Source organism: Halomonas sp. 111, assembly GCF_052379685.1.
GTDB lineage: Bacteria > Pseudomonadota > Gammaproteobacteria > Pseudomonadales > Halomonadaceae > Vreelandella > Vreelandella citrativorans.
Genome location: NZ_JBQSYV010000008.1, coordinates 22,619 through 44,683 on the forward strand (window position 1 = coordinate 22,619; position 22,065 = coordinate 44,683).

18 protein-coding genes are annotated in these 22,065 nt (G+C 53.5%); 10 read left to right on the plus strand and 8 right to left on the minus strand.

Features of this window, described 5'->3' with window-relative positions:
- Positions 1-635: 635 nt before the first annotated feature.
- The 8 genes from ACT3T7_RS07675 to ACT3T7_RS07710 form a co-directional block, all read right to left on the minus strand.
- The gene (locus tag ACT3T7_RS07675) at positions 636-1,013 is read right to left on the minus strand and encodes a histone-like nucleoid-structuring protein, MvaT/MvaU family (RefSeq protein WP_172116552.1); all 378 of its coding nucleotides are present in this window, start codon (positions 1,011-1,013) and stop codon (positions 636-638) included.
- Between the two features lie 293 nt (positions 1,014-1,306).
- The gene (gene rpsA / locus ACT3T7_RS07680; RefSeq protein ID WP_172116551.1) at positions 1,307-2,983 is read right to left on the minus strand and encodes a 30S ribosomal protein S1; all 1,677 of its coding nucleotides are present in this window, start codon (positions 2,981-2,983) and stop codon (positions 1,307-1,309) included.
- A gap of 195 nt (positions 2,984-3,178) precedes the next feature.
- A complete protein-coding gene (gene cmk / locus ACT3T7_RS07685) occupies positions 3,179-3,868 on the minus strand; it encodes a (d)CMP kinase (RefSeq protein WP_444630575.1) in 690 nt (229 codons plus the stop codon).
- Complete coding sequence (locus ACT3T7_RS07690) at positions 3,861-6,140, minus strand: bifunctional prephenate dehydrogenase/3-phosphoshikimate 1-carboxyvinyltransferase (RefSeq protein ID WP_444630576.1); 2,280 nt, start codon at positions 6,138-6,140, stop codon at positions 3,861-3,863. The genes cmk and ACT3T7_RS07690 overlap by 8 nt, the downstream gene beginning before the upstream one ends.
- Positions 6,141-6,145: 5 nt before the next feature.
- Positions 6,146-7,237 carry a prephenate dehydratase gene (pheA, locus tag ACT3T7_RS07695; protein ID WP_444627192.1) on the minus strand — a complete coding sequence of 364 codons (1,092 nt, stop codon included), beginning with the start codon at positions 7,235-7,237 and terminating at the stop codon, positions 6,146-6,148.
- A gap of 5 nt (positions 7,238-7,242) precedes the next feature.
- Positions 7,243-8,346 carry a 3-phosphoserine/phosphohydroxythreonine transaminase gene (gene serC / locus ACT3T7_RS07700; RefSeq protein ID WP_444630577.1) on the minus strand — a complete coding sequence of 368 codons (1,104 nt, stop codon included), beginning with the start codon at positions 8,344-8,346 and terminating at the stop codon, positions 7,243-7,245.
- Positions 8,330-11,035 (minus strand): DNA gyrase subunit A, encoded by a 2,706-nt coding sequence (gene gyrA / locus ACT3T7_RS07705; protein ID WP_444630579.1) that lies wholly within the window; start codon positions 11,033-11,035, stop codon positions 8,330-8,332. Before gyrA ends, serC begins: the two co-directional genes overlap by 17 nt.
- 144 nt (positions 11,036-11,179) lie before the next feature.
- Positions 11,180-11,614 carry an acyl-CoA thioesterase gene (locus ACT3T7_RS07710; RefSeq protein ID WP_444627190.1) on the minus strand — a complete coding sequence of 145 codons (435 nt, stop codon included), beginning with the start codon at positions 11,612-11,614 and terminating at the stop codon, positions 11,180-11,182.
- A gap of 166 nt (positions 11,615-11,780) precedes the next feature.
- Here ACT3T7_RS07710 and ACT3T7_RS07715 point away from each other — a divergent pair, with 166 nt between their 5' ends.
- The 10 genes from ACT3T7_RS07715 (at position 11,781) to ACT3T7_RS07760 (ending at position 22,060) form a co-directional block, all read left to right on the plus strand.
- Entirely contained in the window at positions 11,781-12,719 is a 939-nt protein-coding gene (locus ACT3T7_RS07715) for a recombination-associated protein RdgC (protein ID WP_193056383.1), read from the plus strand.
- A gap of 56 nt (positions 12,720-12,775) precedes the next feature.
- Positions 12,776-13,960 carry a 1-acyl-sn-glycerol-3-phosphate acyltransferase gene (locus tag ACT3T7_RS07720; RefSeq protein WP_193053489.1) on the plus strand — a complete coding sequence of 395 codons (1,185 nt, stop codon included), beginning with the start codon at positions 12,776-12,778 and terminating at the stop codon, positions 13,958-13,960.
- A 121-nt stretch (positions 13,961-14,081) separates the two neighbouring features.
- The gene (locus tag ACT3T7_RS07725; protein ID WP_087105533.1) at positions 14,082-14,363 is read left to right on the plus strand and encodes a hypothetical protein; all 282 of its coding nucleotides are present in this window, start codon (positions 14,082-14,084) and stop codon (positions 14,361-14,363) included.
- Positions 14,364-14,491: 128 nt separating this feature from the next.
- The gene (metG, locus tag ACT3T7_RS07730) at positions 14,492-16,528 is read left to right on the plus strand and encodes a methionine--tRNA ligase (RefSeq protein ID WP_444630580.1); all 2,037 of its coding nucleotides are present in this window, start codon (positions 14,492-14,494) and stop codon (positions 16,526-16,528) included.
- A gap of 308 nt (positions 16,529-16,836) precedes the next feature.
- Complete coding sequence (rsxA, locus tag ACT3T7_RS07735) at positions 16,837-17,418, plus strand: electron transport complex subunit RsxA (RefSeq protein WP_193053487.1); 582 nt, start codon at positions 16,837-16,839, stop codon at positions 17,416-17,418.
- Positions 17,419-17,427: 9 nt separating this feature from the next.
- Complete coding sequence (gene rsxB, locus ACT3T7_RS07740; protein WP_444622007.1) at positions 17,428-18,036, plus strand: electron transport complex subunit RsxB; 609 nt, start codon at positions 17,428-17,430, stop codon at positions 18,034-18,036.
- On the plus strand, positions 18,020-19,693 hold the full coding sequence (gene rsxC, locus ACT3T7_RS07745) for an electron transport complex subunit RsxC (protein WP_444630581.1): 1,674 nt from the start codon (positions 18,020-18,022) through the stop codon (positions 19,691-19,693). Before rsxB ends, rsxC begins: the two co-directional genes overlap by 17 nt.
- Positions 19,690-20,730, plus strand: a complete 1,041-nt coding sequence (locus ACT3T7_RS07750) for an RnfABCDGE type electron transport complex subunit D (RefSeq protein WP_444630582.1) — start codon at positions 19,690-19,692, stop codon at positions 20,728-20,730. The genes rsxC and ACT3T7_RS07750 overlap by 4 nt, the downstream gene beginning before the upstream one ends.
- Entirely contained in the window at positions 20,727-21,362 is a 636-nt protein-coding gene (rsxG, locus tag ACT3T7_RS07755) for an electron transport complex subunit RsxG (protein WP_444630583.1), read from the plus strand. The genes ACT3T7_RS07750 and rsxG overlap by 4 nt, the downstream gene beginning before the upstream one ends.
- On the plus strand, positions 21,359-22,060 hold the full coding sequence (locus tag ACT3T7_RS07760) for an electron transport complex subunit E (protein ID WP_444630584.1): 702 nt from the start codon (positions 21,359-21,361) through the stop codon (positions 22,058-22,060). Before rsxG ends, ACT3T7_RS07760 begins: the two co-directional genes overlap by 4 nt.
- The last annotated feature ends 5 nt before the right edge of the window (positions 22,061-22,065 follow it).

Sequence of the window (22,065 nt, forward strand, 5' to 3'; positions counted from 1 at the left end):
TATTCCCAGACAGCGCCCGCCTTTCAATAGTGATATCAAATCAGGCCAAGCCTGTTTTTAATAAACCATAAAAGAGCGTAGTGTACAAACAGAATACTCTCCACCCTTTGCTCTTACCAGCACAGAACAGCAGCGTGACCGGTCTACTGCCGAGCTGATAGAAGCAGTTGAATATGCCACGGAGCTAGACAAGGAACGACTACAGGCTACTTAGCATGTTCATACAAAACCGTATTGCCAGAAAGGCGACGCGATGGGCTCAACAGATAGCCAGTATTGGGCGCATACCCGGAAATAGCAATGGTACTCACCGTATGCTGCATCAAATAGCCCATGAAGGCACGCCAACCGTCTAGCCTAGCTCGCAAGCGCCATGCATGCCTATGGCGACGCTATCCTTCCTGCAAGCTATGTCACAGCAACGACACGGCCATATCAGCGACACGATTACCAAACACGCTAAATAATTTCAAGCTGGCAAAGAGTGCAGCACTAACTTTTGCGGCGCTAAGCTAACGGGAGATATTTTTTTAATATTGAATAGCTATCGGGCCTATTGTGAGCCGCGCACCGGAAATCTGCCTCTTGTTAAAGCAAAACCGGCATTTCTTAAGAGAAGTGCCGGTAGTTGCTAATTAATCTTCCATGCTTTCCAGCCAGGACTCAACAGTTTCGTCACCGTATTCATCCTTCCAGCTACGCAAACCTTTATGGTTACCACCACGGGTTTCGATAATTTCGCCCGTATTGGGGTTTTTATACGTTTTTAGGCGACGCTTACGGCGACTAGCATTATTGCTGCCAGAAGCCTTGGTGCCACGTTGATCGTTTGTCGGATCCAGCAGGGCGATAACATCTGCAGGACGCTTACCAAATTCATTCATTAGCGCTTCAAGCTTAGCCTTGAATTCCAACTCGCTTTTTAAACGCTGGTCTCCTTCAAGACGCTGCAAGTCTTCTTGCAACTGCTTAAGTTGCTGCTCTTTTTGGATATATTCGTTTAGAAGTGACATGGGGAGTCCTTATACTTCAGATTTATCTTCTGGATATTGAATTGACACTCATCATATCCATTAGTTCAAAATGCGCGCTCATTATTACTTTAAAAGCACTAATTGACAATAGTCTAGTGTACTTTCATTCAATTACTAAGAGGTTTTTTAAGCGAATAGCGTAGATTTAAAAGTTTTTAAGCAGGTTGGTAAATCTAATTTAATACAACTAACTGGCTTAGAAAACAGCTTGTTAATAAGCAAAAAAGCGCCGCCCATAGGGCGACGCTTCTTAGAACCAGCGACTAAATAGCTTAGTCTTGGCCCATCTGCTGCTTGATCAGATCACCGATGGTGGTCGGGCCACCAGCTTCGGGTTCCTGGTCACGCAGTTTCTTCAGGTTCTGACGAGTATCGTCCTGCTCTTTCGCTTTGATCGACAGATTAATCTGACGGCTCTTGCGATCGACATTGATGATACGCGCTTCAACGCTGTCGCCTTCATTCAGTACATTGCGCGCGTCTTCAACACGGTCAGCACTGATTTCAGAGGCTTTGAGGATGGCAATAACATCGGTTGCCAGCTCAACGTGTGCTTCTTTTGCGTCTACTTCAACAATACGGCCAGTCACCATGCTGCCCTTATCGTTAACAGACAGGTATTCAGCAACAGGATCGGAATCCATTTGCTTGATACCTAAAGAGATGCGCTCACGCTCAGGATCGATAGACAGAATAACGGCTTCGGCTTCATCACCTTTCTTGAAGTTACGAACCGCCTCTTCGCCAGTTTCTGTCCAGGAAATGTCGGACAGATGAACCAGACCATCGATACCACCCTCAAGGCCGATGAAGATACCGAAGTCAGTGATTGACTTAATGGTACCTGAAACACGGTCGCCCTTGTTGTATTCAGCGTTGAACGTTTCCCACGGGTTAGCAGTACACTGCTTGATACCCAGAGAAATACGACGACGCTCTTCGTCGATATCCAACACCATGACGTCAACATCGTCGCCCACTTGGACAACTTTAGACGGATGGATGTTTTTGTTGGTCCAGTCCATTTCAGAAACGTGAACCAGGCCTTCAACGCCCTCTTCCAGCTCAGCAAAGCAGCCGTAATCGGTCAGGTTAGTGACCACAGCGTGTACTTTGGTGCCTTCCGGGTAACGCTGCTTAATGTTGACCCACGGATCTTCGCCCAATTGCTTCAGACCCAGTGAAACGCGGTTGCGCTCACGGTCAAACTTAAGCACTTTAACGTTGATTTCGTCGCCAACAGCAACGATTTCAGACGGGTGCTTAATACGCTTCCACGCCATATCGGTAATGTGCAGCAGGCCGTCAACACCACCCAGATCTACGAACGCGCCGTAGTCTGTCAGGTTCTTAACGATACCTTTGATCTGCTGGCCTTCTTGTAGCGTTGCCAGCAGCGCTTCGCGCTCGGCACTGTTTTCAGCTTCAAGTACAGCACGACGAGAAACAACAACGTTATTACGCTTCGGATCAAGCTTGATGACTTTAAAGTCCAGCTCTTTATTTTCCAAATGCGCAGTATCGCGAACCGGACGTACGTCGACCAAAGAACCCGGCAGGAAGGCACGGATAGAGTCGACATCGACAGTGAAGCCGCCTTTGACTTTACCGTTGATCACGCCTTTGATGATTTCGTCTTTCTCGAAGGCGGCTTCCAGAATCTTCCAAGCTTCTGCGCGCTTGGCTTTTTCACGGGACAGACGCGTTTCACCGAAGCCATCTTCTACGGCTTCTAGTGCAACGTGAACGTCGTCACCGATAGCGATGTTTAACTCGCCATTTTCATCGCGGAATTGTGCCGCCGGGATCTGGCCTTCAGATTTCAGACCAGCATTGACGGTAACCCAGTCGCCATCGATGTCGACAACTTGAGCCGCGACGATAGCGCCTGGCTCCATGTTAATGTCGTTAAGGGACTGTTCAAACAGTTCAGCAAAGCTTTCGCTCATGGTTTTCCTACGTGATCAACGTTGTTGAGGCATAAATGCCTTCTCCGTACCACCAGCGAGTACGGGCCTAATGTCACTCTGCCTTTGGAGGTGTTAACGCTGGTTAGACCTGACCGGGCTCTCTGATATGAACGATCATATGAACTGCCGCCCTGCCATGTCATGACACCTTTCCAAAAACGCCGCAAGGGAGAATCAGGTGCCGGATGCTAACCCTTTTTGGGCAAGCAATTCCGTCAACCGTTCAACCACTTCCGGTATGCTCAGACGCGTGGTATCAAGCGTAATGGCATCATCTGCCGGCTTGAGAGGTGCCACGCTGCGCTGCGTGTCGCGTGCATCGCGTGCCTGAATTTCCTTCAAAAGACTCGAAAGACTAGCATTCATGCCCGCTTCCTGCAACTGAAGATGGCGGCGACGCGCTCGTTCCTCAGCACTAGCAGTTAGAAATATCTTTAGCGGCGCGTCTACAAATACGACGGTACCCATATCACGGCCATCTGCGACAAGGCCTGGCGCCTTCTGAAAATCTCTTTGCCGCTGAAGCAGAGCCGCGCGCACAGCGGGAAGCGCTGCCACTTGGGAAGCCAACTCTCCAGTTTGCTCGGTCCGGATTGCCCGGCTTACTTCATCACCTTCAAGCAGCGTGCGGGGCTTACCATTTTCAATGGGAAATGCCACATCCAGCGATTCGGCTAATGCAGCAACAGCCGCTTCGTCATCAAGCGCAATACCATGCTTAACCGCCGCGGTGGCGGTTAGCCTGTATAACGCTCCACTGTCGAGCAAATGCCAGCCTAAACGCTCGGCAACCAAACTGCTGATGGTTCCCTTGCCTGCCCCACCTGGCCCGTCAATGGTCAGAACAGGGATAGGCTTAGTCATTCTCGCCCTCCACGTTAACCCCCATACCGATTTTATTGGCAAGCTCAACGAAGGTAGGGAACGACGTAGCGACATTGGTGCAGTCATCAATAATAATGTCATCACTTGCGCGTAGTGCGGCAATGGCAAAGGCCATAGCGATACGATGGTCACCTAAACTATTAACGCGCCCACCACCGTAGCTTGCAACCTCGTCATTACCGTTACCGATAATATCGATTCCGTCGTCAACCACGGTATGTTCAACACCCAAAATCGCCAACCCGTCAGCCATGGCCTGAATACGGTCAGACTCTTTGACACGTAGTTCTTCTGCACCACGAAGACGCGTGGTGCCAGCAGCATTTGCCGCCGCAATAAACAGCGCAGGGAACTCGTCAATCGCCAAGGGCACTTGATCAACCGGGATATCAATACCTTTCAAGGGTGCATAGCGGATACGAATATCAGCAACCGGCTCGCCACCCACTTCCGCTTCGTTAAGTAGCTCAAGGTTGGCGCCCATTAACGTAAGAATATTAATAACACCAATGCGAGTCGGGTTGATACCGACATGCTCCAGGGTGATATCAGCGCCCGGCGTTATTGCAGCCGCTACCATAAAGAACGTCGCCGATGAAATATCAGAAGGAACGTCAATGGGGCCAGCGCTCAAGGCACCGCCACCTTGCAACCAACAGATGTCCCCTTCGCGTGACACAGAATAACCAAAACCATTAAGCATACGCTCGGTATGGTCACGCGTTGGTGCCGGCTCACGCACCCGTGTCTCACCTTCAGCATAAAGCCCAGCCAACAGCAGGCATGATTTCACTTGAGCACTTGCCATAGGCATGTCGTAGAAAATACCTTTGAGCGCCGCGCCACCTTTAATTTTAAGCGGCGGCCGACCACCTTCAGCCGTCTCAATGGAGGCACCCATCAACCGCAACGGGTCCGCCACGCGTCCCATGGGGCGTTTGGTTAGCGACTCATCGCCGGTAAGCTCGCTATCAAATGCCTGCCCGGCTAAAAGCCCCGAGAACAGGCGCATCGCCGTTCCTGAGTTACCCACATAGAGTGGCCCGGCCGGAGCCTTAAGCCCCTTCATTCCCACGCCATGGATAGTGACACACCCCTGGTGAGGCCCCTCAATCGCAACGCCCATCTCACGAAACGCTTGTAGTGTCGCCAGGCTATCTTCACCTTCAAGAAACCCTTTGACCTCGGTGACGCCTTGAGCCAGCGCCCCTAGCATAATAGAGCGGTGTGACATCGATTTGTCACCCGGTACGCGCAAATGGCCTTTCGCCTGGCCGCCGGGCCGAACTCGGTAGGTTACCTTGCCTTGTGGTTGCATATTGTATTCCGCTTGGTAGCTGGTTTTATTCAATAACGTATCAAAGTAATGGCGTGCGTGGCTGGCACGATCAAAGGTCGCAATCAGGGCATCGCTATCGCCTCGCTCAATCGCGTGACGTAACTGAGCCAGGCCTTCTTCAAAATCATCTAAAGATGCCAGAACCGCCTCACGGTTAGCCGTAAAAATATCCCGCCACATGACCGGGTCGCTGCCTGCGATGCGCGTAAAGTCGCGAAAACCACCGGCGGCATAACGGAAAATCTCAAGCCGCTCATCCTGACGGGCTAGCGTATCCACCAGAGAAAAAGCCAGTAAGTGGGGTAAATGACTAGTGCGTGCAAGGACCTGATCATGGCGCTCAACGTCCATCTCCAACACATTCGCGCCGCAGACCTGCCACAACGCACGCACGCGCGCCAACGCATCACAATCAACCCCTGGCTCAGGCGTCAAAATAACGTTGTGATCAGCAAAAAGGCGCGGATTAGCCGCCGCCACACCGCTCTTTTCTGACCCCGCAATAGGATGACCCAACACCATATTGGCTGGCACCGCACCAAACACACGCTCGGCGCAGTCACGAATAGTGGCTTTGGTACTGCCCACATCGGTTAGCACCACATTGGCCGCCGCTTGCGAAAGCACGCCTGCCAACGATGCCATCACCGGCTCCATGGCAAGCACGGGCACCGCGAGGACGATCATGGTCGCGTCTGCCACTTGGTCAGCGAGAGTGACGCCCCCCGTATCGATTAACCCCATCTCGACACCGCGAGCGATTTCATCTTCGCTTGGATCGCAAGCCACAATCACGCCATTAAACCCTGAGGCGCGCAGCGCTGCTGCGAGTGACCCACCAATCAAGCCGAGGCCAACGATCAATAGCCGCTGTTCATTACAGGAAGGTGCTTCAACGACCGATGATGCCATAGCGGTCACAGCACGCCCTGCGGATAGGAACCTAAAACGCGAAGCTCCGAGGCGCGTAACCTTACCTCTTCCAACACGGCAGCAACGCGCGGTTCGTCAGCGTGGCCCTTAAAATCGATAAAGAAAACATAATTCCATACGCCCGTACGTGATGGGCGCGTCTCGATGCGCGTTAAATCAATATGATGCCGATGGAAAGGCTCAAGCAGGTCGTGCAGTGCGCCAGGTTGGTTACGCATGGCCACGACAATGGAGGTTTTATCATCCCCTGCCATTGGCACATGCTCACTACCAATAATCAAAAACCGGGTCGAGTTATCCGGGCGATCTTCAATTTTGTCAGCTACGCGCTCAAGCCCATACAGTTTGGCCGCCATATCACCTGCAATGGCCGCACTGTGCCATTCAGTTTTGACCAGCTTGGCAGCCTCTGCATTCGAGGAAACAGGAACCCGTTCGGCGTGTGGGTAATGTGCATCCAGCCACTTTCGGCATTGGCCAAACGACTGGGGATGCGAATAAATGCGGGAGATTTTATCGCGACGCGTCGTATCACTGATCAGCAGGTGATGGTGAATGCGTAGCACCACCTCGCCACAAATATGGATAGACGAATCCATAAACGTATCGAGGGTATGATTCACAACGCCTTCTGTTGAATTTTCAACAGGCACTACGCCATAGTTCACGGCACCCGCTTCTACTTCACGAAACACTTCATCGATAGCTGCCATGGGTAGGCTAATGGCGCTTTCGCCAAAGTGCTTTAGTGCCGCCTGCTGAGTAAACGTCCCTTCAGGCCCCAGATAAGCTACTTTGATCGGCTGCTCAAGTGCCAAGCAAGCCGACATGATTTCTCGAAACAGCCGCGCCATTTCTTCGGAATCCAGCGGCCCCTTGTTAAGCGACATAATCCGTCGCAGCACTTGCGCTTCACGCTCAGGCCGGTAAAACACCGCATCCTTATCGTGAGCCAGCTTTACATGCGCCACTTTTTGAGCACAGTCAGCGCGCTCACTGATCAGGCGTAGTATATCGCCATCAAGTTGATCGATACGTTGGCGCAGGTCGTCCAGATTGATCGACGAGTCGGACATGATTATTAGCCTCTTCGCTGTTCAAAATCAGCCATAAAAGCAACCAGCGCATCAACGGCTTCTTCGGGTACTGCGTTATACAAGCTGGCACGCATACCGCCCACGCTACGGTGCCCCTTTAGATTCAGTAGTCCCGCTTGGTCGGCCTCTTGCAAGAACGCTTTATCGAGGGCTGAATCAGCCAGCACAAACGGCACGTTCATACGCGAGCGATTAGCCACTGCAATGGGATTGCTATAGAAATCGCTGGCATCAATCGCGCCATAAAGCTTTTCCGCTTTACGCTGATTAATGGCATCCATAGCTACCAGGCCACCGACATCATCACGTAACCACTGGAATACAAGCCCTGCCAGGTACCACGCATAGGTTGGCGGCGTGTTCACCATTGACCCAGCGTCTGCGAGCATTTGGTAATCAAACAGCGAAGGAGTATTGGGGACCGCCCGGCCGAGCAAATCATCACGCACTACGGCAAGGGTTAGACCTGCCGGCCCAATATTTTTTTGGGCCCCAGCAAAGATAACGCCAAAGTCTGCAACATTAATGGGCTTGGACAAAATATTGGAGGACATATCGCAGACCAACGGCACATGCTGGCCATCTTCGCGTACAACCTGCGGCGTATAGTCAAATTCCAGCCCGCCAATCGTCTCATTGGAGGTGTAGTGCAGATAGGCCGCATCCGCACTTAGCGTCAACGCATCCTGGGAAGGTACACCCACATACCCACCCGCCTCACTGTTTCCAGCCAAGTGGCACGCATAGCCAAGTCGCTTGACTTCGCTAATCGCTTTTTTGCCCCAAATGCCCGTTTGGATAAAGTTGGCACTACCGCCCTGGCCCAGCAGGTTCATCGGCAGCATGGCAAACTGCATGCTGGCGCCCCCCTGCAGGAACAGCACCTTATAGTTGTCGGGCACACTTAGCAGCTGACGGAAATCGGCTTCCGCCTGCTCAGCAATGGCTATAAATTCATCGCTGCGATGGCTCATCTCCATAACGGACAAGCCACGCCCTTGGTAATCTACCAGCTCGTTGCGGGCTCTTTCGAGCACCGCAACAGGCAGGGCCGCTGGCCCTGCACAAAAGTTATAGTGACGTGTCATCAGTCGCCGTGTCCTGTGCGCTGTCGCCCGCGTTGTCTGGCTCACCCTCTTCATCCAGTGCCTCAAGCTCACTGTCACCAGGCTCATCAACACGAACTGTTTTAACCAGTTTTTCTTCTTTACCCAGACGGATCAGCATAACGCCTTGGGTGTTGCGTGAGGTGGTAGACACCTCTTCCACACGCGTACGTACCATCGTCCCGCGGTCTGTAATCAGCATCATCTCATCGCTGTCATACACCTGCATGGCCGCCACAAGAGCACCGTTACGCTCACTGGTCTGCATGGCGATAACACCTTGGCCACCACGCCCGCGCAGCGGGAACTCTTCCAGGCGTGTGCGCTTGCCATAACCATTTTCGCTGGCCGTTAGAATGTAGATCTGGCCTTCTTCCTGGGTGCTTTCAGCAACGGTTTCTTCTGCCACATCAATATCCGTATCAGCCTCAGCATCAATCTGCTGGCTCTTGGGAATGATCAGGCTGATAACCTCAGCACCCTCTGCCAAGCGCATGCCACGCACACCGCGAGCAGTACGGCCCATTGCGCGAACATTGCCCTCTTCAAAACGGATCGCTTTACCGTTAGAAGAGAGCATCATGGCGTGGTCAGCGCCTGACGTAATAGCAGCACCTACCAAGCGGTCGCCCTCTTCGAGGTCAATGGCGATCAGGCCAACGCTGCGCGGACGCGAGAACTGCTCCAGGCTGGTACGCTTCACCGTACCATTGGCGGTTGCGAAGAAAATATAGTGCTCGGGGTCGTAGTCACGCACCGGCAAGATGGCGTTAACCGACTCACCCTCTTCAAGCGGCAGCATATTGACCAGCGGTTTACCGCGCGAACCACGGCTCGCTGAAGGCATCTCGTATACTTTCAGCCAGTACACTTTACCGCGGTTGGAGAACAGCAGAACGGTGTCATGGGTCGACGCAACGAGCAGATGCTCAATCACATCCTCATCTTTCATCGATGTTGCCGACTTACCGCGCCCGCCACGCCGCTGCGCCTGGTAATCCGAAAGCGGCTGAGTTTTGGCATAGCCGGAACGCGACACGGTCACCACCATGTCTTCTTCGGCGATCAAATCTTCGATTGAGAGATCCAGATGGCTTGCCTGAATCTCTGTACGCCGATCATTACCATACTGGTCGCGCACGGCATGCAGCTCTTCACGAATCACTTCCATTAGCCGGTCGGCCGAGGCAAGAATTTCGGTGAGTTCTGCAATTTTTTCAAGAATAGAGAGGTACTCATTGAGCAGCTTCTCAGTCTCAAGACCGGTCAGACGATGTAGGCGCAGCTCAAGGATGGCTTGCGCTTGAGCCGGCGACAGGCGGTATTCGGTCGCGGAAGGGTTAAGGCCAAAGCTTTCATCCAGCTCTTCGGGCTTGCACGAGGTAGCACCTGCCCGCTCAAGCATGCCGGTAACCTGCCCCGGTTGCCATGTTTTCGCCAGTAGTTTCTCTTTCGCCTCGGCTGCGCTGGGCGAGGCCTTGATCATCTCGATGATGTCGTCAATGTTCGAGATAGCCACCGCCAGACCTTCAAGAAGGTGGCCACGCTCACGGGCTTTTTTAAGCTCAAAGAGCGTCCGGCGCGTCACTACCTCACGGCGGTGACGGATAAATGCCTCTAACATCTCTTTTAGGTTCAACGTGCGGGGCTGGCCATTCTCCAACGCCACCATGTTGATACCAAACACGTTTTGAAGCTGAGTCTGAGCAAAGAGATTATTAACGACGACTTCACCCGATTCGCCACGCTTAATCTCAATAACCACGCGCAAGCCGTCCTTGTCCGACTCGTCGCGCAGCTCGGCAATGCCTTCGATCTTTTTCTCTTTAACCAGCTCGGCGATTTTTTCAATCAAGCGCGCCTTGTTCACCTGATAAGGCAGCTCGGTAATGATGATGTGGTCACGGCCGGTTTTATCATGATGCTCAATTGTATGGCTAGCGCGCACATGGATGCGGCCACGCCCGGTGCGATACGCATCTAAAATGCCAGCGCGGCCGTTGATAATCCCCGCCGTGGGGAAATCAGGGCCGGGGATGTACGCCATCAAGTCATCCACCGACAGCGTGTAGTCATCAATCAGCGCTAAACAGCCGTCAATCACTTCGCGCATATTATGCGGCGGAATATTGGTTGCCATGCCCACGGCAATGCCCGACGAGCCGTTAATCAGCAGATTGGGAACTTTAGTAGGCAAAACGGCAGGGATGCGTTCGGTGCCGTCGTAGTTATCGACCCAATCGACGGTATCTTTCTCAAGATCGGCAAGAAGCTCGTGCGACAAACGCGACATGCGCACTTCGGTATAACGCATGGCAGCAGCGTTATCACCATCGATAGAACCGAAGTTACCCTGGCCATCGACCAGAACGTGGCGCATTGAGAAGTGCTGCGCCATACGTACGATAGTGTCGTAAACCGCACTATCACCATGCGGGTGATATTTACCGATGACATCGCCGACAACACGCGCCGATTTCTTGTACGGTTTATTCCAGTCATTCCCCAGCTCATGCATGGCGAAGAGCACACGCCTATGAACAGGTTTCAAACCGTCACGCACATCGGGTAGCGCGCGGCCGATAATGACACTCATCGCATAGTCGAGATACGACTGTTTGAGCTCGTCTTCAATATTGACGGGCAAGATTTCTCTGGCGATGTCACCCATGAAAGTCAGATCCTTTGCACTGCATTGGCACTGCGAGAGTTGAAAGCGCTAAAAGTACCGCCTTTAAAAAAGACGATGCGCAGATACTGCTACATCATACCACTGCATCCGCACCAAGGGCAGCCAGGACACTCCCCTTGATTATTAAGGCGTAAACTGCTCTTTGGTAAGTAGTAATGCATTCAGCCGCTCGGCAAGCTCATTTTCAATCACCGAGGCTTTATTCGCCCGCATATCGAGAAGCACAAACGTAAGATCGGCCTGTGCAACTAATACACCATCGCTGCGATAGATGCGGTGATGACACAGCGCACGGCGTTCTCCTACCTCGACGATCCCTGTCAGAATAGTCAGGTCATCGCCCTGAACGGCGGCGGCGCGGTAGTCAATATTAAGGTTCACCACCACAAATGCCCGCCCCGCCTGATGGAGCTCGCTAATCATCGCTGGATGCTCATCAAAAAATGCCCAGCGCCCCTCCTCCATAAACTCAAGATAGCGTGCATTATTGACATGCCCGTAGCCGTCCAAGTGGTAGCCACGTACACGCAGCTGAACGCGAGAAGGTAATACCGACATAACAACTCCTTTTAATAAACACAAGCGCAAGCCAACAGGCTTATTAGCCACTACCTCAATCAAACACAAGTTTAAAACACATACAACTTATACCTAAGCGGCAAGGTGCTGGCAGGAACGCCCCGCTTTCGACATAATGTGCCACCTTTTGGATAGGACTGGTGACATGTGGTTTAAGCACCTGCATTTATATCGCCTACATGGCGCCCCTGAGCTCGACAGTTCAACGCTTGCCGACGCATTGCAAGCACATGCGGCCAAACCGCTCGGCAATGCGGATGCTCGCCGACTAGGCTGGACAGCACCAGCAGGCCGCCTTGGCGGCGGTCAACTGCTACACGAAATTCAGGGCCACCGGCTGTTATCCGTACTGCGTCAAGAACGCCTGCTACCTGCCTCTGTTGTCAAAGAGGAAGTCGACGAGCAGGTCGCTGATATAGAAGCGCGCGAAGGTCGCAAGGTGACTCGCAAAGAGAAAACCGCGCTTAAAGAGCAGGTGACGGAAGCACTTCTGCCTCGCGCCTTTGTACGCAGCCAAAAAATTGACCTTTGGTGGGACACACGACGCCACTTGATCGGCATCAATGCCAGCTCTCGTACCCGTGCTGAAGACTTGCTAGACCTGTTACGAGAAACCTTAGGCAGCCTCAAGGCAACGCCCTTGTCATCCCAAACACTGCCTATTCGTGCGATGACAACATGGCTTGGCGACCCTGCAAGCCGCCCGGCAGATTTGCAGCTGGGTGACCAGGTGGAACTTAAAGCCAAAGGCGACGATGGCGTTCTCCGCGCTCGTCAGGTTGACCTGGATAGCGATGAGATACAGCAGCTACTTGAGAGCGGACGCCAGGCAAGCAAGCTCGCCATGAGCCTTGAAGGCCGATTAAGCTTCGTTCTGCATGATGACCTGGCTCTGAAATCGTTGCGTTTTGGTGATGCTTTGATTGAAGAGGCCGACCATGCTGACGACGGCGATGACGCTCTGGCCCGGCTTGAAACCGACTTTATTTTGATGGCCCAAGCGTTATCCAATGACGTTGTTCGTCTGATAGAGTGGCTGGGTGGTGAAAACAAGCAGGAACCTGCTGCCCCGTTAGGTAACTAAAGGGTTGATCGCGCTGCTATGAATTGTTCTTTATTGTTTATCATCCAACGGATCGCATGACTCATCACAACGACGCACCCAACGCACTGAACGCCGCTGACCCATGGGCGGATATACGCCCTTATACAGACAACGAAGTGGCCGATGTTCTCGCGCACCTGGCCCGCGATAGCGAGCTTCTTGATGCGCTTACTCGTTTTCGCCTTCCCCGCATGGCGCGCTGGGTTCCGCCGCTTGCCCGAAAGCTTGCAAGCCACGCGATACAGCGTGAAGTAAAAGGTGTGGCAACGGTGCGTGATTTTCAAATGCGCATCGCAAGCTACATGGATCGCATGATCCGCACTACCACCGACGCGTTTGAAGTGGCAGGCCTGGACAAGCTCGACCCAAATAGTGCTTATCTGTTTATTGGTAACCACCGGGATATTTCGCTCGACCCCGCGTTCGTTAACTACGCACTCTACCAGGCGGGCCGCGATACGGTACGCATTGCCATTGGCGACAACCTGCTTAAAAAACCCTATGTCACCGATCTAATGCGGCTCAATAAAAGCTTTATCGTCCCCAGAAGTGCGCGCGGAAAGCGTGCGATGCTGGCAGCGTACCAACAGCTTTCTGCTTATATTCGTTACTCAATTACCGATGACCAGCACTCCATCTGGATGGCTCAGCGTGAAGGCCGCGCCAAAAACGGCATTGACCGCACCGACCCCGCTATTATCAAGATGCTGACCATGGCCAAGCGTAATGCCGAGCGAGACATGATGTTTGGTGAAGCGGTAGCCGAACTCAAGCTGGTGCCTGTCTCGATTAGCTATGAATATGACCCTTGCGACGTGCAAAAAGCGCAGGAGCTACACGACGTGGCAACAGAAGGTAGCTATGCTAAAAGTGAATTTGAAGATATTCGCTCTATCGTTGCTGGCATTACCGGTGATAAAGGCAGAGTACAGCTGCGTTTTGGCTCCCCGGTAGGCGCCGACATGGCGACTCCCGATGAAGTAGCCGCTGAGATTGATCGTCAGGTTATCGGTGGCTACCGCCTCTTCCCAAGCCACTATTTAGCCCTGGAAGCACTCGGTGAAGCGCCGGAGTTGGTTGCCCGTAAAACCATCACTCGCCAGGACCGCGAACGCTTCCAGGCGCGAATGGCGGCGGTGCCGGAGAATCTGCGTCCTTACTGGCTGGCTCAGTATGCCAATCCTGTAAAACACAAAGCAGGCCGTTTAACGTTAACGTAGTAGGCTAAATCACTGGTCTAAACGTAGACAAGCCATACTCGCTGCACTAAAAATGCTATGGTCAATGCATGGACTGGCTTCGCTTGATAATCAGCTCAAGCGCCGCGTTAAGGAGACTCTTATGTCTGCATCAGAAATTCAAAAAACACGTATTATTAATGAACTGCGCGGTTTCATACGCAAACTGCTTCAAGATCCTGACATTCTTGGTCAGTCGCTGGTAATCGCGCGTCAGCAATTAAGCGAAGGCAGCAGCCCGGCAGTAATGGCGCGAATCGCCAATGAGATATCTGGCACTACCAGTGTCCACATTCCGGAAGATCCTGCCGAGCATTCAGAGGCTGACAAACTGTTTTTAGAGCTTTTAAAAGAGGTCGTTCAAGAAGAGCAGGCACTTTACTAACCACCCGACATCAAGACTGCACGCGCTTTAACGTCAATTTAAACGCCTGCATCGTACCTTGTTACCGGCCAGCTGCCGGCTAACTTCGCCGTTTTATTGTTATCGTCTAACCGGAATTATCATTCACCATGTCTAACTCTGCCACGCGCAATATTCTGGTGACCAGCGCGCTCCCCTACGCTAACGGAGCGATCCACCTCGGTCACTTACTTGAATATATCCAAACCGATATCTGGGTACGTTTTCAGAAAAGCCGTGGCCAGCAGTGCTACTACGTTTGCGCCGACGACGCTCATGGTACGGCCATCATGCTGCGTGCCGAGCAGGAAGGTATTACGCCTGAAGCTTTGATTGACCGCGTCTCACGCGATCACCAGGAAGACTTCGCTCGCTTCAACGTTGACTTTGACAACTACCATTCCACGCATTCGGAAGAGAACCGGCACCTCAGTGAGGTTATCTATAAGCGTCTGCGTGATAAAGGCCATATCGCCACCCGCGATATAGAGCAGATGTACGACCCGCAAAAAGGCCTGTTCCTGGCGGACCGTTTCATCAAAGGCACCTGTCCGAAATGCGGCACCGACGACCAGTACGGTGATAATTGCGAAAAGTGTGGTGCCACTTACACCCCTGCTGACTTGATCAACCCGGTATCCGCCATTTCCGGCGCAATCCCGGAAGTACGCTCTTCAACCCATTACTTCTTTAAGTTGCCGGACTTTGCCGAGTTCCTGCAGCGTTGGATCAACGATGGCCACGTACAGCCACAGATTCGTAACAAGCTGATGGAGTGGTTTGAATCAGGCTTTAACGAATGGGATATCTCCCGTGATGCGCCCTATTTCGGGTTTGAAATCCCCGACGCGCCGGGCAAATACTTTTATGTATGGCTTGATGCCCCTATCGGTTACTTAGCCAGCTTCAAGAATTTGTGTGACCGTGACGGCATTGATTTCGATAGCTACTGGAATAAAGACTCCAACGCCGAGATCTACCACTTTATTGGGAAAGACATTGTCTATTTCCACGCACTTTTCTGGCCAGCCATGCTGCATGGCGCCGATTTACGCACGCCCACCGCGGTAAATTGCCACGGCTTTTTGACCGTAGATGGTGCCAAAATGTCGAAGTCGCGCGGCACCTTTATCAAGGCTTCGACCTATGCCGATTACTTGAATCCCGAGTATTTGCGCTATTACTTCGCGGCCAAGCTGACGTCCAAAGTGGATGACCTGGACCTCAACCTGGATGATTTTGCCGCACGGGTTAATTCAGACCTCGTGGGTAAAGTGGTTAACATTGCCAGCCGTTGTGCCGGGTTCGTTAAAAAGTTAGGTGGCGGCACCCTTTCAGCGCACTGCGCCGAACCGCAGATGGTCGCCCGATTTATCGCCGCGGGCGATGACATTGCCGATGATTTTGAAGCACGCGAATTTAGCCGTGCCATGCGTAAAATCATGGAGCTGGCGGATGAAGCCAATACCTATATTGCCGAGAAAGAGCCTTGGGCGCTCGCTAAGCAAGATGGCCATGACCAAGAAGTGCTCGAGATTTGTTCAGTCGGCATCAACCTCTTCCGCCAACTAATGGTGTACTTGGCCCCCGTGGTACCCACCATGGCCGCTCAGGCACAAGCCTTCTTGAAGCTTGATTCACTTAACTGGGAAAGCCGTCATAATGTGCTGGTTAATCATGAGGTGGAGAAATTCAAACCTCTTATGACCCGCGTAGAGCGTGACAAAATTGACGCCATGATTGAAGCTTCCAAGGAGGATTTGGTGGAAGAGCAAAAGCTTAAAGAAGCACCCAAAGGGCCTCTAGCAGATGACCCCATTGCCGCCGAAATTAGCTTTGACGACTTTGCCAAGGTAGACCTGCGCATTGCCCGGATCACCAAGGCACAGTATGTAGAGGGCGCGGACAAGCTGCTGCAATTAACGCTGGATTTAGGCGGTGAAACCCGCAATGTTTTCTCCGGCATTCGCAGCGCCTATGCGCCTGAGGCGCTTGAGGGACGTCTTACCGTCATGGCAGCCAACCTTGCGCCGCGTAAAATGCGTTTTGGCCTTTCCGAAGGCATGGTACTTGCCTCTGCCAATAAAGACGGCATTTATCTGCTTTCACCTGACGCTGGTGCCGAACCCGGCCAACGTGTAATGTAGCCGACCTTCAAGCACTTCCGGGGGGTAGAGACGACCAAGCTCTACCCCCTTCTTACGTGGATTGCTTAATAAACCTTTTATAAGACTCTCCGTTTAGGCCTGATTATGCATCGGCACTTCTCTCAATCACTGCGTTTTCAATTTTTAGTAGCGTTGAGTGGTGTGCTCTTGCTCGCACTATGCTCGTTAGTCATGATGAGCATCGCCGATCAAGTGCTTTATAATGCCAAAGCGGCAGGACATCATCAGGTCAAGATATTCACACTGCCTAACGCTGATTTTTCAGCTGTCAGCCACGATACGTCACTATGAGTGAGTTATTCATCATTTTGATCAGCACCGCGCTGGTCAATAATTTTGTCTTGGTACAGTTTTTGGGGCTCTGTCCGTTTATGGGGGTTTCCAACAAACTGGAGTCCGCCATGGGAATGTCACTGGCAACGACGTTCGTATTAACCCTCGCCTCTGCAGCAAGCTACGTCGTTTATTATGGCTTGTTGGTGCCTTTGGATGTTACTTACCTGCGCACCATCAGCTTTATTGTGGTGATTGCTGCCGTCGTGCAATTCACCGAAATCATGGTGCGCCATTTAAGCCCGTTGCTACATCAAGTGCTGGGCATCTTTCTGCCCCTGATTACGACCAACTGTGCCGTACTGGGTGTTGCTCTGCTCTCGCTCAACCGTGAGCTTGGCTTTTTTCATACCACACTCTATGGGCTGGGGGCAGCGCTCGGCTTCTCGCTGGTGTTGGTCCTGTTTGCCGCCATGCGCGAGCGCTTGGCTGGCGCGGATGTCCCCAGGCCTTTCAAAGGGGCCGCTATTGCCATGGTCACTGCCAGCCTTATGTCGCTCGCCTTTCTTGGTTTTTCTGGTTTAACTCAAGGGTAATTTTCTACCATGAGTGATGGTTTTTCTCTCTGGGGGATTGTCAGTTCAATTGGCATCTTGACGGGGCTTGGCATCGGTTTTGGCGCCCTACTGGGGGCGGTTAGTGAACGTTTTAAGGGGGACGAGCACCCTCTTGTTGAGCAAATTGATGCGCTGCTGCCCCAAACTCAGTGCGGCCAATGCGGCTACCCAGGTTGCCGCCCTTACGCCGAAGCGATTAATGAGGGCGACGCACTCAACAAGTGCCCGCCCGGTGGCGAGGCAACCATTCATGCCTTGGCAGACCTACTCGGCCGTGAACCCGAGCCACTTGATGGCGAGGCGCTCAGCGAAGCCAACGTGGCGTATATCCGCGAGGCCGAGTGCATTGGCTGCACCAAGTGCATTCAGGCGTGCCCAGTGGATGCCATTATTGGCGCGGCCAAACAGATGCACACCGTGATTGAAGATGAGTGCACAGGCTGTGACTTATGCGTTGACCCATGCCCGGTAGACTGTATCGACATGCTGCCCCGGAGCACGCCGCTTGGCCAGTGGCAGCCCGTTGTTTTACCCACTGGCGTCATTGCAAGCGACCGTACACCAGCAACAAGGGGGCCAGATGGCACACCCATTTGATTTCCCAGGCGGCATCTACCCACCGGAGCGAAAGGACCGTTCAACGCAATCACCGTTGCGACGTGCCCCGTTACCGTCGCAGGTCATCCTTCCGCTGTGCCAGCATAGCGGCCGCCCCGCCACCCCCTGTGTGGCCCGGGGCGATCATGTTCGCGTTGGCAGCCTGATCGCCAAGCGCGATGGTTTGATATCCGCAGATATCCACGCGACAGTGAGTGGCACGGTTAGCCAAGTAGATAGCGACGTTATTCACTTAGACAGCGATGGCCAGGATACCTGGCAATATCTCCCCCCGCTTGATTGGCGCAAGACGGATGCGCCTACGCTGCTTACGCGGCTGGATGACAGCGGTGTGGTCGGGTTAGGTGGTGCCGGTTTCCCGACCCATATCAAGGCTCGCGTGATTGAGCGCCATGCTATCGACACGCTGGTGATTAACGCCGCCGAATGCGAGCCTTACATTACGGTCGATGACCTCACATTACGGAATTATCCAGGCGACGTGCTGGAAGGCGCACAGCTCATCGCTGCCTTATGCGGTGCCCAGCAGATCATCATCGGGATTGAAGATAATAAGCCCGAGGCCATTACCGCCTTGGAGCATGTCCTTCCAGACAGCCAGCCAGCCCGCGTGACGCTGGCCGTTATCCCTACTCGTTATCCAAGTGGTAGCGAGCGACAGTTAATTAAAAAGCTGTTGAACCGAACAGTACCCAGCCAAGGCCTACCGGCAGATGTTGGGGTGCTTTGCCACAACCCCGGCACGCTACTGGCAGCACTTCATGCAGTGCGTGATGGCCAACCGCTGGTTGAGCGCGTGGTGACGCTTACCGGAGAAGCGATTAACCAACCGGGCAACTACTGGGTGCGCTTAGGAACATCCATTGAGAACCTGCTGGTTCATGCAGGCCTTGATAATGCCAAGCTTGGTCGCGTTGTTCAGGGCGGCCCGATGATGGGCAGCTCGCTTGAGTCGCTCACAGCGCCCGTGATCAAAACGACTAACTGCCTGATTGCGGCAACGCCTGACGAACTGCCGTCTGCGTCGAGGGAATCCCCTTGTATCCGCTGCGGAGCGTGTGAAAACGTATGCCCCGCCCAGCTGCTTCCTCAGCAGTTGCACTGGTACGCCCGCGCCCAGGACGACGACAAGCTAACGAGCTATCACCTTTTTGACTGCATCGAATGTGGCGCCTGTAGCTATGTTTGCCCTAGCCATATTTCGCTGGTCGATGATTACCGCGACGCCAAACGTCGCCTTCGCTACCAACAAATTGAAGCAGCCAAGGCCGAACATGCCAAGCATCGCTTCGAGTTTCGCCAGGCACGCTTGGCCCGAGAAGAGACAGAAAAACAGGCGCGCCGCCAGGCCCGGCTAGCGCACAACAAGCCCACCGACGGCAACGCCAGTAACGAGAGCACCAGCGCGCCTCCAGCCGACTTGCGCAGCCTGCGTATTGCCCAAACGGCGGCCAAGGCAGCGGTTAGAAAAGCCGAAAAAGTGCTCGCGCGGGCAGCCCAGCAAGAGCCTCAGCACTCCCATGAAGACCTGGAAACGCTGCTGGCGACCGCCCAGGAAAATCTTAAGGCCGCCGATTTACAGCTGGCGCAAGCGCGTGAAAGTGCTAAAGCACCGACCGAGGAGGACACCCCATGAGTATGTTTCACGCATCACAAGTAAGCGCCTCCTCTGCCAAGTCAACAACACCAGCAACGGCGTCATTAATGCGCTGGGTGGTGGTCGCCACACTGCCTGGCGTGTTGGCCATGACGTATTACTTTGGGTTGGGCGTACTCAGCAATATTGCCTTGGCGGCCATTATGGGCATGTTTCTTGAGGCGGGCATGCTGCGCCTTCGCCGCCGACCCATCGCGCCAGCCTTAACGGATACCAGCGCCCTACTTACTGGCGTACTGCTGGGTGCCTCGCTCCCTCCGGCAAGCCCTTGGTGGCTAATTGGGGTCGGCATGATCGCCGCCATGGTGATTGCCAAGCAGCTGTATGGTGGCCTGGGGCATAATCCGTTTAATCCGGCCATGGTGGGCTATGCGCTATTGCTGGTCTCATTTCCTACGTACATGACGCTGTGGGCGCCGCCTCAGCCACTCATTAGCGAGACGCTCTGGGCACAAATTCTCGGAACACTGCCTACTTCCCAACTTGATGCGCTTAGCGGTGCAACGCCATTGGATGTGTTCAAACATAAGGCCGAAGGGCTCTCTGCCGAGCAGTTCTGGTTAAGCGCACCGCTACCCGAACAAACGCTTGCAGCCTGGTACAGCATCAGTCTGGCCTGGCTTGCGGGCGGGGTGCTGCTGCTGTTTAAACGGATTATTAGTTGGCACATTCCCATCGCCCTGTTAGGTAGTCTGGTAGCGTTGGCAACACTGTTTCATCTACTTGATCCTAACCGTTTTGCATCGCCTCTTTTTCACCTGCTAACCGGTGCGGCGCTGTTTGGGGCTTTCTTTATTGCCACCGACCCAGTATCCGCGGCGACCAGCCAGCGCGGAAAATTGCTGTACGGCATGGGCATGGGGGTGCTGATCATGGTGATTCGCAACCTGGGAGGCTATCCGGATGCGGTGGCTTTTGCCGTTTTGTTGATGAACCTGTGCGTCCCATTGATTGACCTGTACACCGTGCCCCGCCCTCAAGGCCACTCAAAAGGCGCGCCAGGAGCATTACGATGACGCCCATTATCGCCATGCGGCGTGGCGCTTTAACGCTGGGTATCTTCGCGCTCGTTACGGCAGGCAGCGTCGCGGTTACCCGGGCCTTGACCTCTGAACGTATTACCCAGCATCAGCAAACCTACCAGCTCCGCCAGCTGCAAGCGGTACTGCCTCAGGCATTAGCTGATACACCGACGGATCAAGTGCTAAACAGTGCCTTCTACTTGCCCAATGCCGCCGCCCTGGGCCACCGAACGCCAGTGACAGGCTGGCAAATCAGCCGTGGGGATCACCGCGTTACTGTTCTGCCAGTGATCACGCGCCAGGGTTACAGTGGAGAAATTGATTTACTGGTAGGAATAAATGAGCAGCAGCGTATTAGCGGTGTACGCGTGACCTACCATCAGGAGACCCCAGGCCTCGGTGATAAGATTGAGCGCCAGCGCAGCGACTGGATTACCCGCTTTAACGGATTAAGCCTTGATGAACTGCCACCAAATGCCTGGGCCGTTAAAAAAGAGGGCGGCCAGTTTGATGGTTTTACCGGCGCAACCATTACACCTCGTGCCGTTATTGAGGCCGTTCATAACGCTTTAGAGTACGCCGCCAATACGCCGCTACCGGGTAACATTGAGGAGCCGATTCGATGAGCCAATGGCAAGCGCTGACCCGTGACGGGCTTTGGAGCAATAATCCGGCATTAGTACAATTGCTGGGGTTATGTCCACTGCTGGCCGTCAGCACAACCGTGGTTAACTCGCTAGGGTTAGCCATCGCCACGCTGTTTGTCATGGTAGGCACCAGCACCGCCGTATCGCTTGTGCGTCACCAAGTGCCGAATGCCGTTCGGCTACCGGCCTTTGTCATGATCATCGCGGCGTTTGTTACCTGTGCTGAACTATTGATGGCCGCCTATGCCTACCCGCTCTATCAACTGCTGGGTATTTTTATTCCGCTAATCGTCACCAACTGCGCCATTTTAGGGCGTGCCGATGCGTTTGCCTCCCGCCAACCGGTAGGACTTGCAGCGCTTGACGGCCTGATGATGGGCATTGGTTTCGGTAGCGTTTTAGTACTGCTTGGCGGGCTGCGTGAGCTATTGGGCCAAGGCACGCTATTTAGTGATATGGCGCTACTGCTTGGTCCTATCGCGGCCAATTGGCAACTCACCCTGGTAGACGACTATCAATTTCTGTTTTTCGTGCTGCCGCCTGGCGCATTTTTTGTGGCCGGGATGCTGATCGCGCTAAAAAACGTGATAGACCAGCGACGCGCCGCACGTGCCTTGCCTTCAGCGGCCACCCCACGAACAGAGCGCCGCGTCCGGGTCACCGGCATCATCAAGTAACCGTA

Excerpts from the sequence above, each read along its gene's own strand:
- ACT3T7_RS07675 (WP_172116552.1), bottom strand. The coding sequence starts at position 1,013 with ATGTCACTTCTAAACGAATATATCCAAAAAGAGCAGCAACTTAAGCAG.
- rpsA (WP_172116551.1), bottom strand. The coding sequence starts at position 2,983 with ATGAGCGAAAGCTTTGCTGAACTGTTTGAACAGTCCCTTAACGACATT.
- cmk (WP_444630575.1), bottom strand. The coding sequence starts at position 3,868 with ATGACTAAGCCTATCCCTGTTCTGACCATTGACGGGCCAGGTGGGGCA.
- ACT3T7_RS07690 (WP_444630576.1), bottom strand. The coding sequence starts at position 6,140 with ATGGCATCATCGGTCGTTGAAGCACCTTCCTGTAATGAACAGCGGCTA.
- pheA (WP_444627192.1), bottom strand. The coding sequence starts at position 7,237 with ATGTCCGACTCGTCGATCAATCTGGACGACCTGCGCCAACGTATCGAT.
- serC (WP_444630577.1), bottom strand. The coding sequence starts at position 8,346 with ATGACACGTCACTATAACTTTTGTGCAGGGCCAGCGGCCCTGCCTGTT.
- gyrA (WP_444630579.1), bottom strand. The coding sequence starts at position 11,035 with ATGGGTGACATCGCCAGAGAAATCTTGCCCGTCAATATTGAAGACGAG.
- ACT3T7_RS07710 (WP_444627190.1), bottom strand. The coding sequence starts at position 11,614 with ATGTCGGTATTACCTTCTCGCGTTCAGCTGCGTGTACGTGGCTACCAC.
- ACT3T7_RS07715 (WP_193056383.1), top strand. The coding sequence starts at position 11,781 with ATGTGGTTTAAGCACCTGCATTTATATCGCCTACATGGCGCCCCTGAG.
- ACT3T7_RS07720 (WP_193053489.1), top strand. The coding sequence starts at position 12,776 with ATGACTCATCACAACGACGCACCCAACGCACTGAACGCCGCTGACCCA.
- ACT3T7_RS07725 (WP_087105533.1), top strand. The coding sequence starts at position 14,082 with ATGTCTGCATCAGAAATTCAAAAAACACGTATTATTAATGAACTGCGC.
- metG (WP_444630580.1), top strand. The coding sequence starts at position 14,492 with ATGTCTAACTCTGCCACGCGCAATATTCTGGTGACCAGCGCGCTCCCC.
- rsxA (WP_193053487.1), top strand. The coding sequence starts at position 16,837 with ATGAGTGAGTTATTCATCATTTTGATCAGCACCGCGCTGGTCAATAAT.
- rsxB (WP_444622007.1), top strand. The coding sequence starts at position 17,428 with ATGAGTGATGGTTTTTCTCTCTGGGGGATTGTCAGTTCAATTGGCATC.
- rsxC (WP_444630581.1), top strand. The coding sequence starts at position 18,020 with ATGGCACACCCATTTGATTTCCCAGGCGGCATCTACCCACCGGAGCGA.
- ACT3T7_RS07750 (WP_444630582.1), top strand. The coding sequence starts at position 19,690 with ATGAGTATGTTTCACGCATCACAAGTAAGCGCCTCCTCTGCCAAGTCA.
- rsxG (WP_444630583.1), top strand. The coding sequence starts at position 20,727 with ATGACGCCCATTATCGCCATGCGGCGTGGCGCTTTAACGCTGGGTATC.
- ACT3T7_RS07760 (WP_444630584.1), top strand. The coding sequence starts at position 21,359 with ATGAGCCAATGGCAAGCGCTGACCCGTGACGGGCTTTGGAGCAATAAT.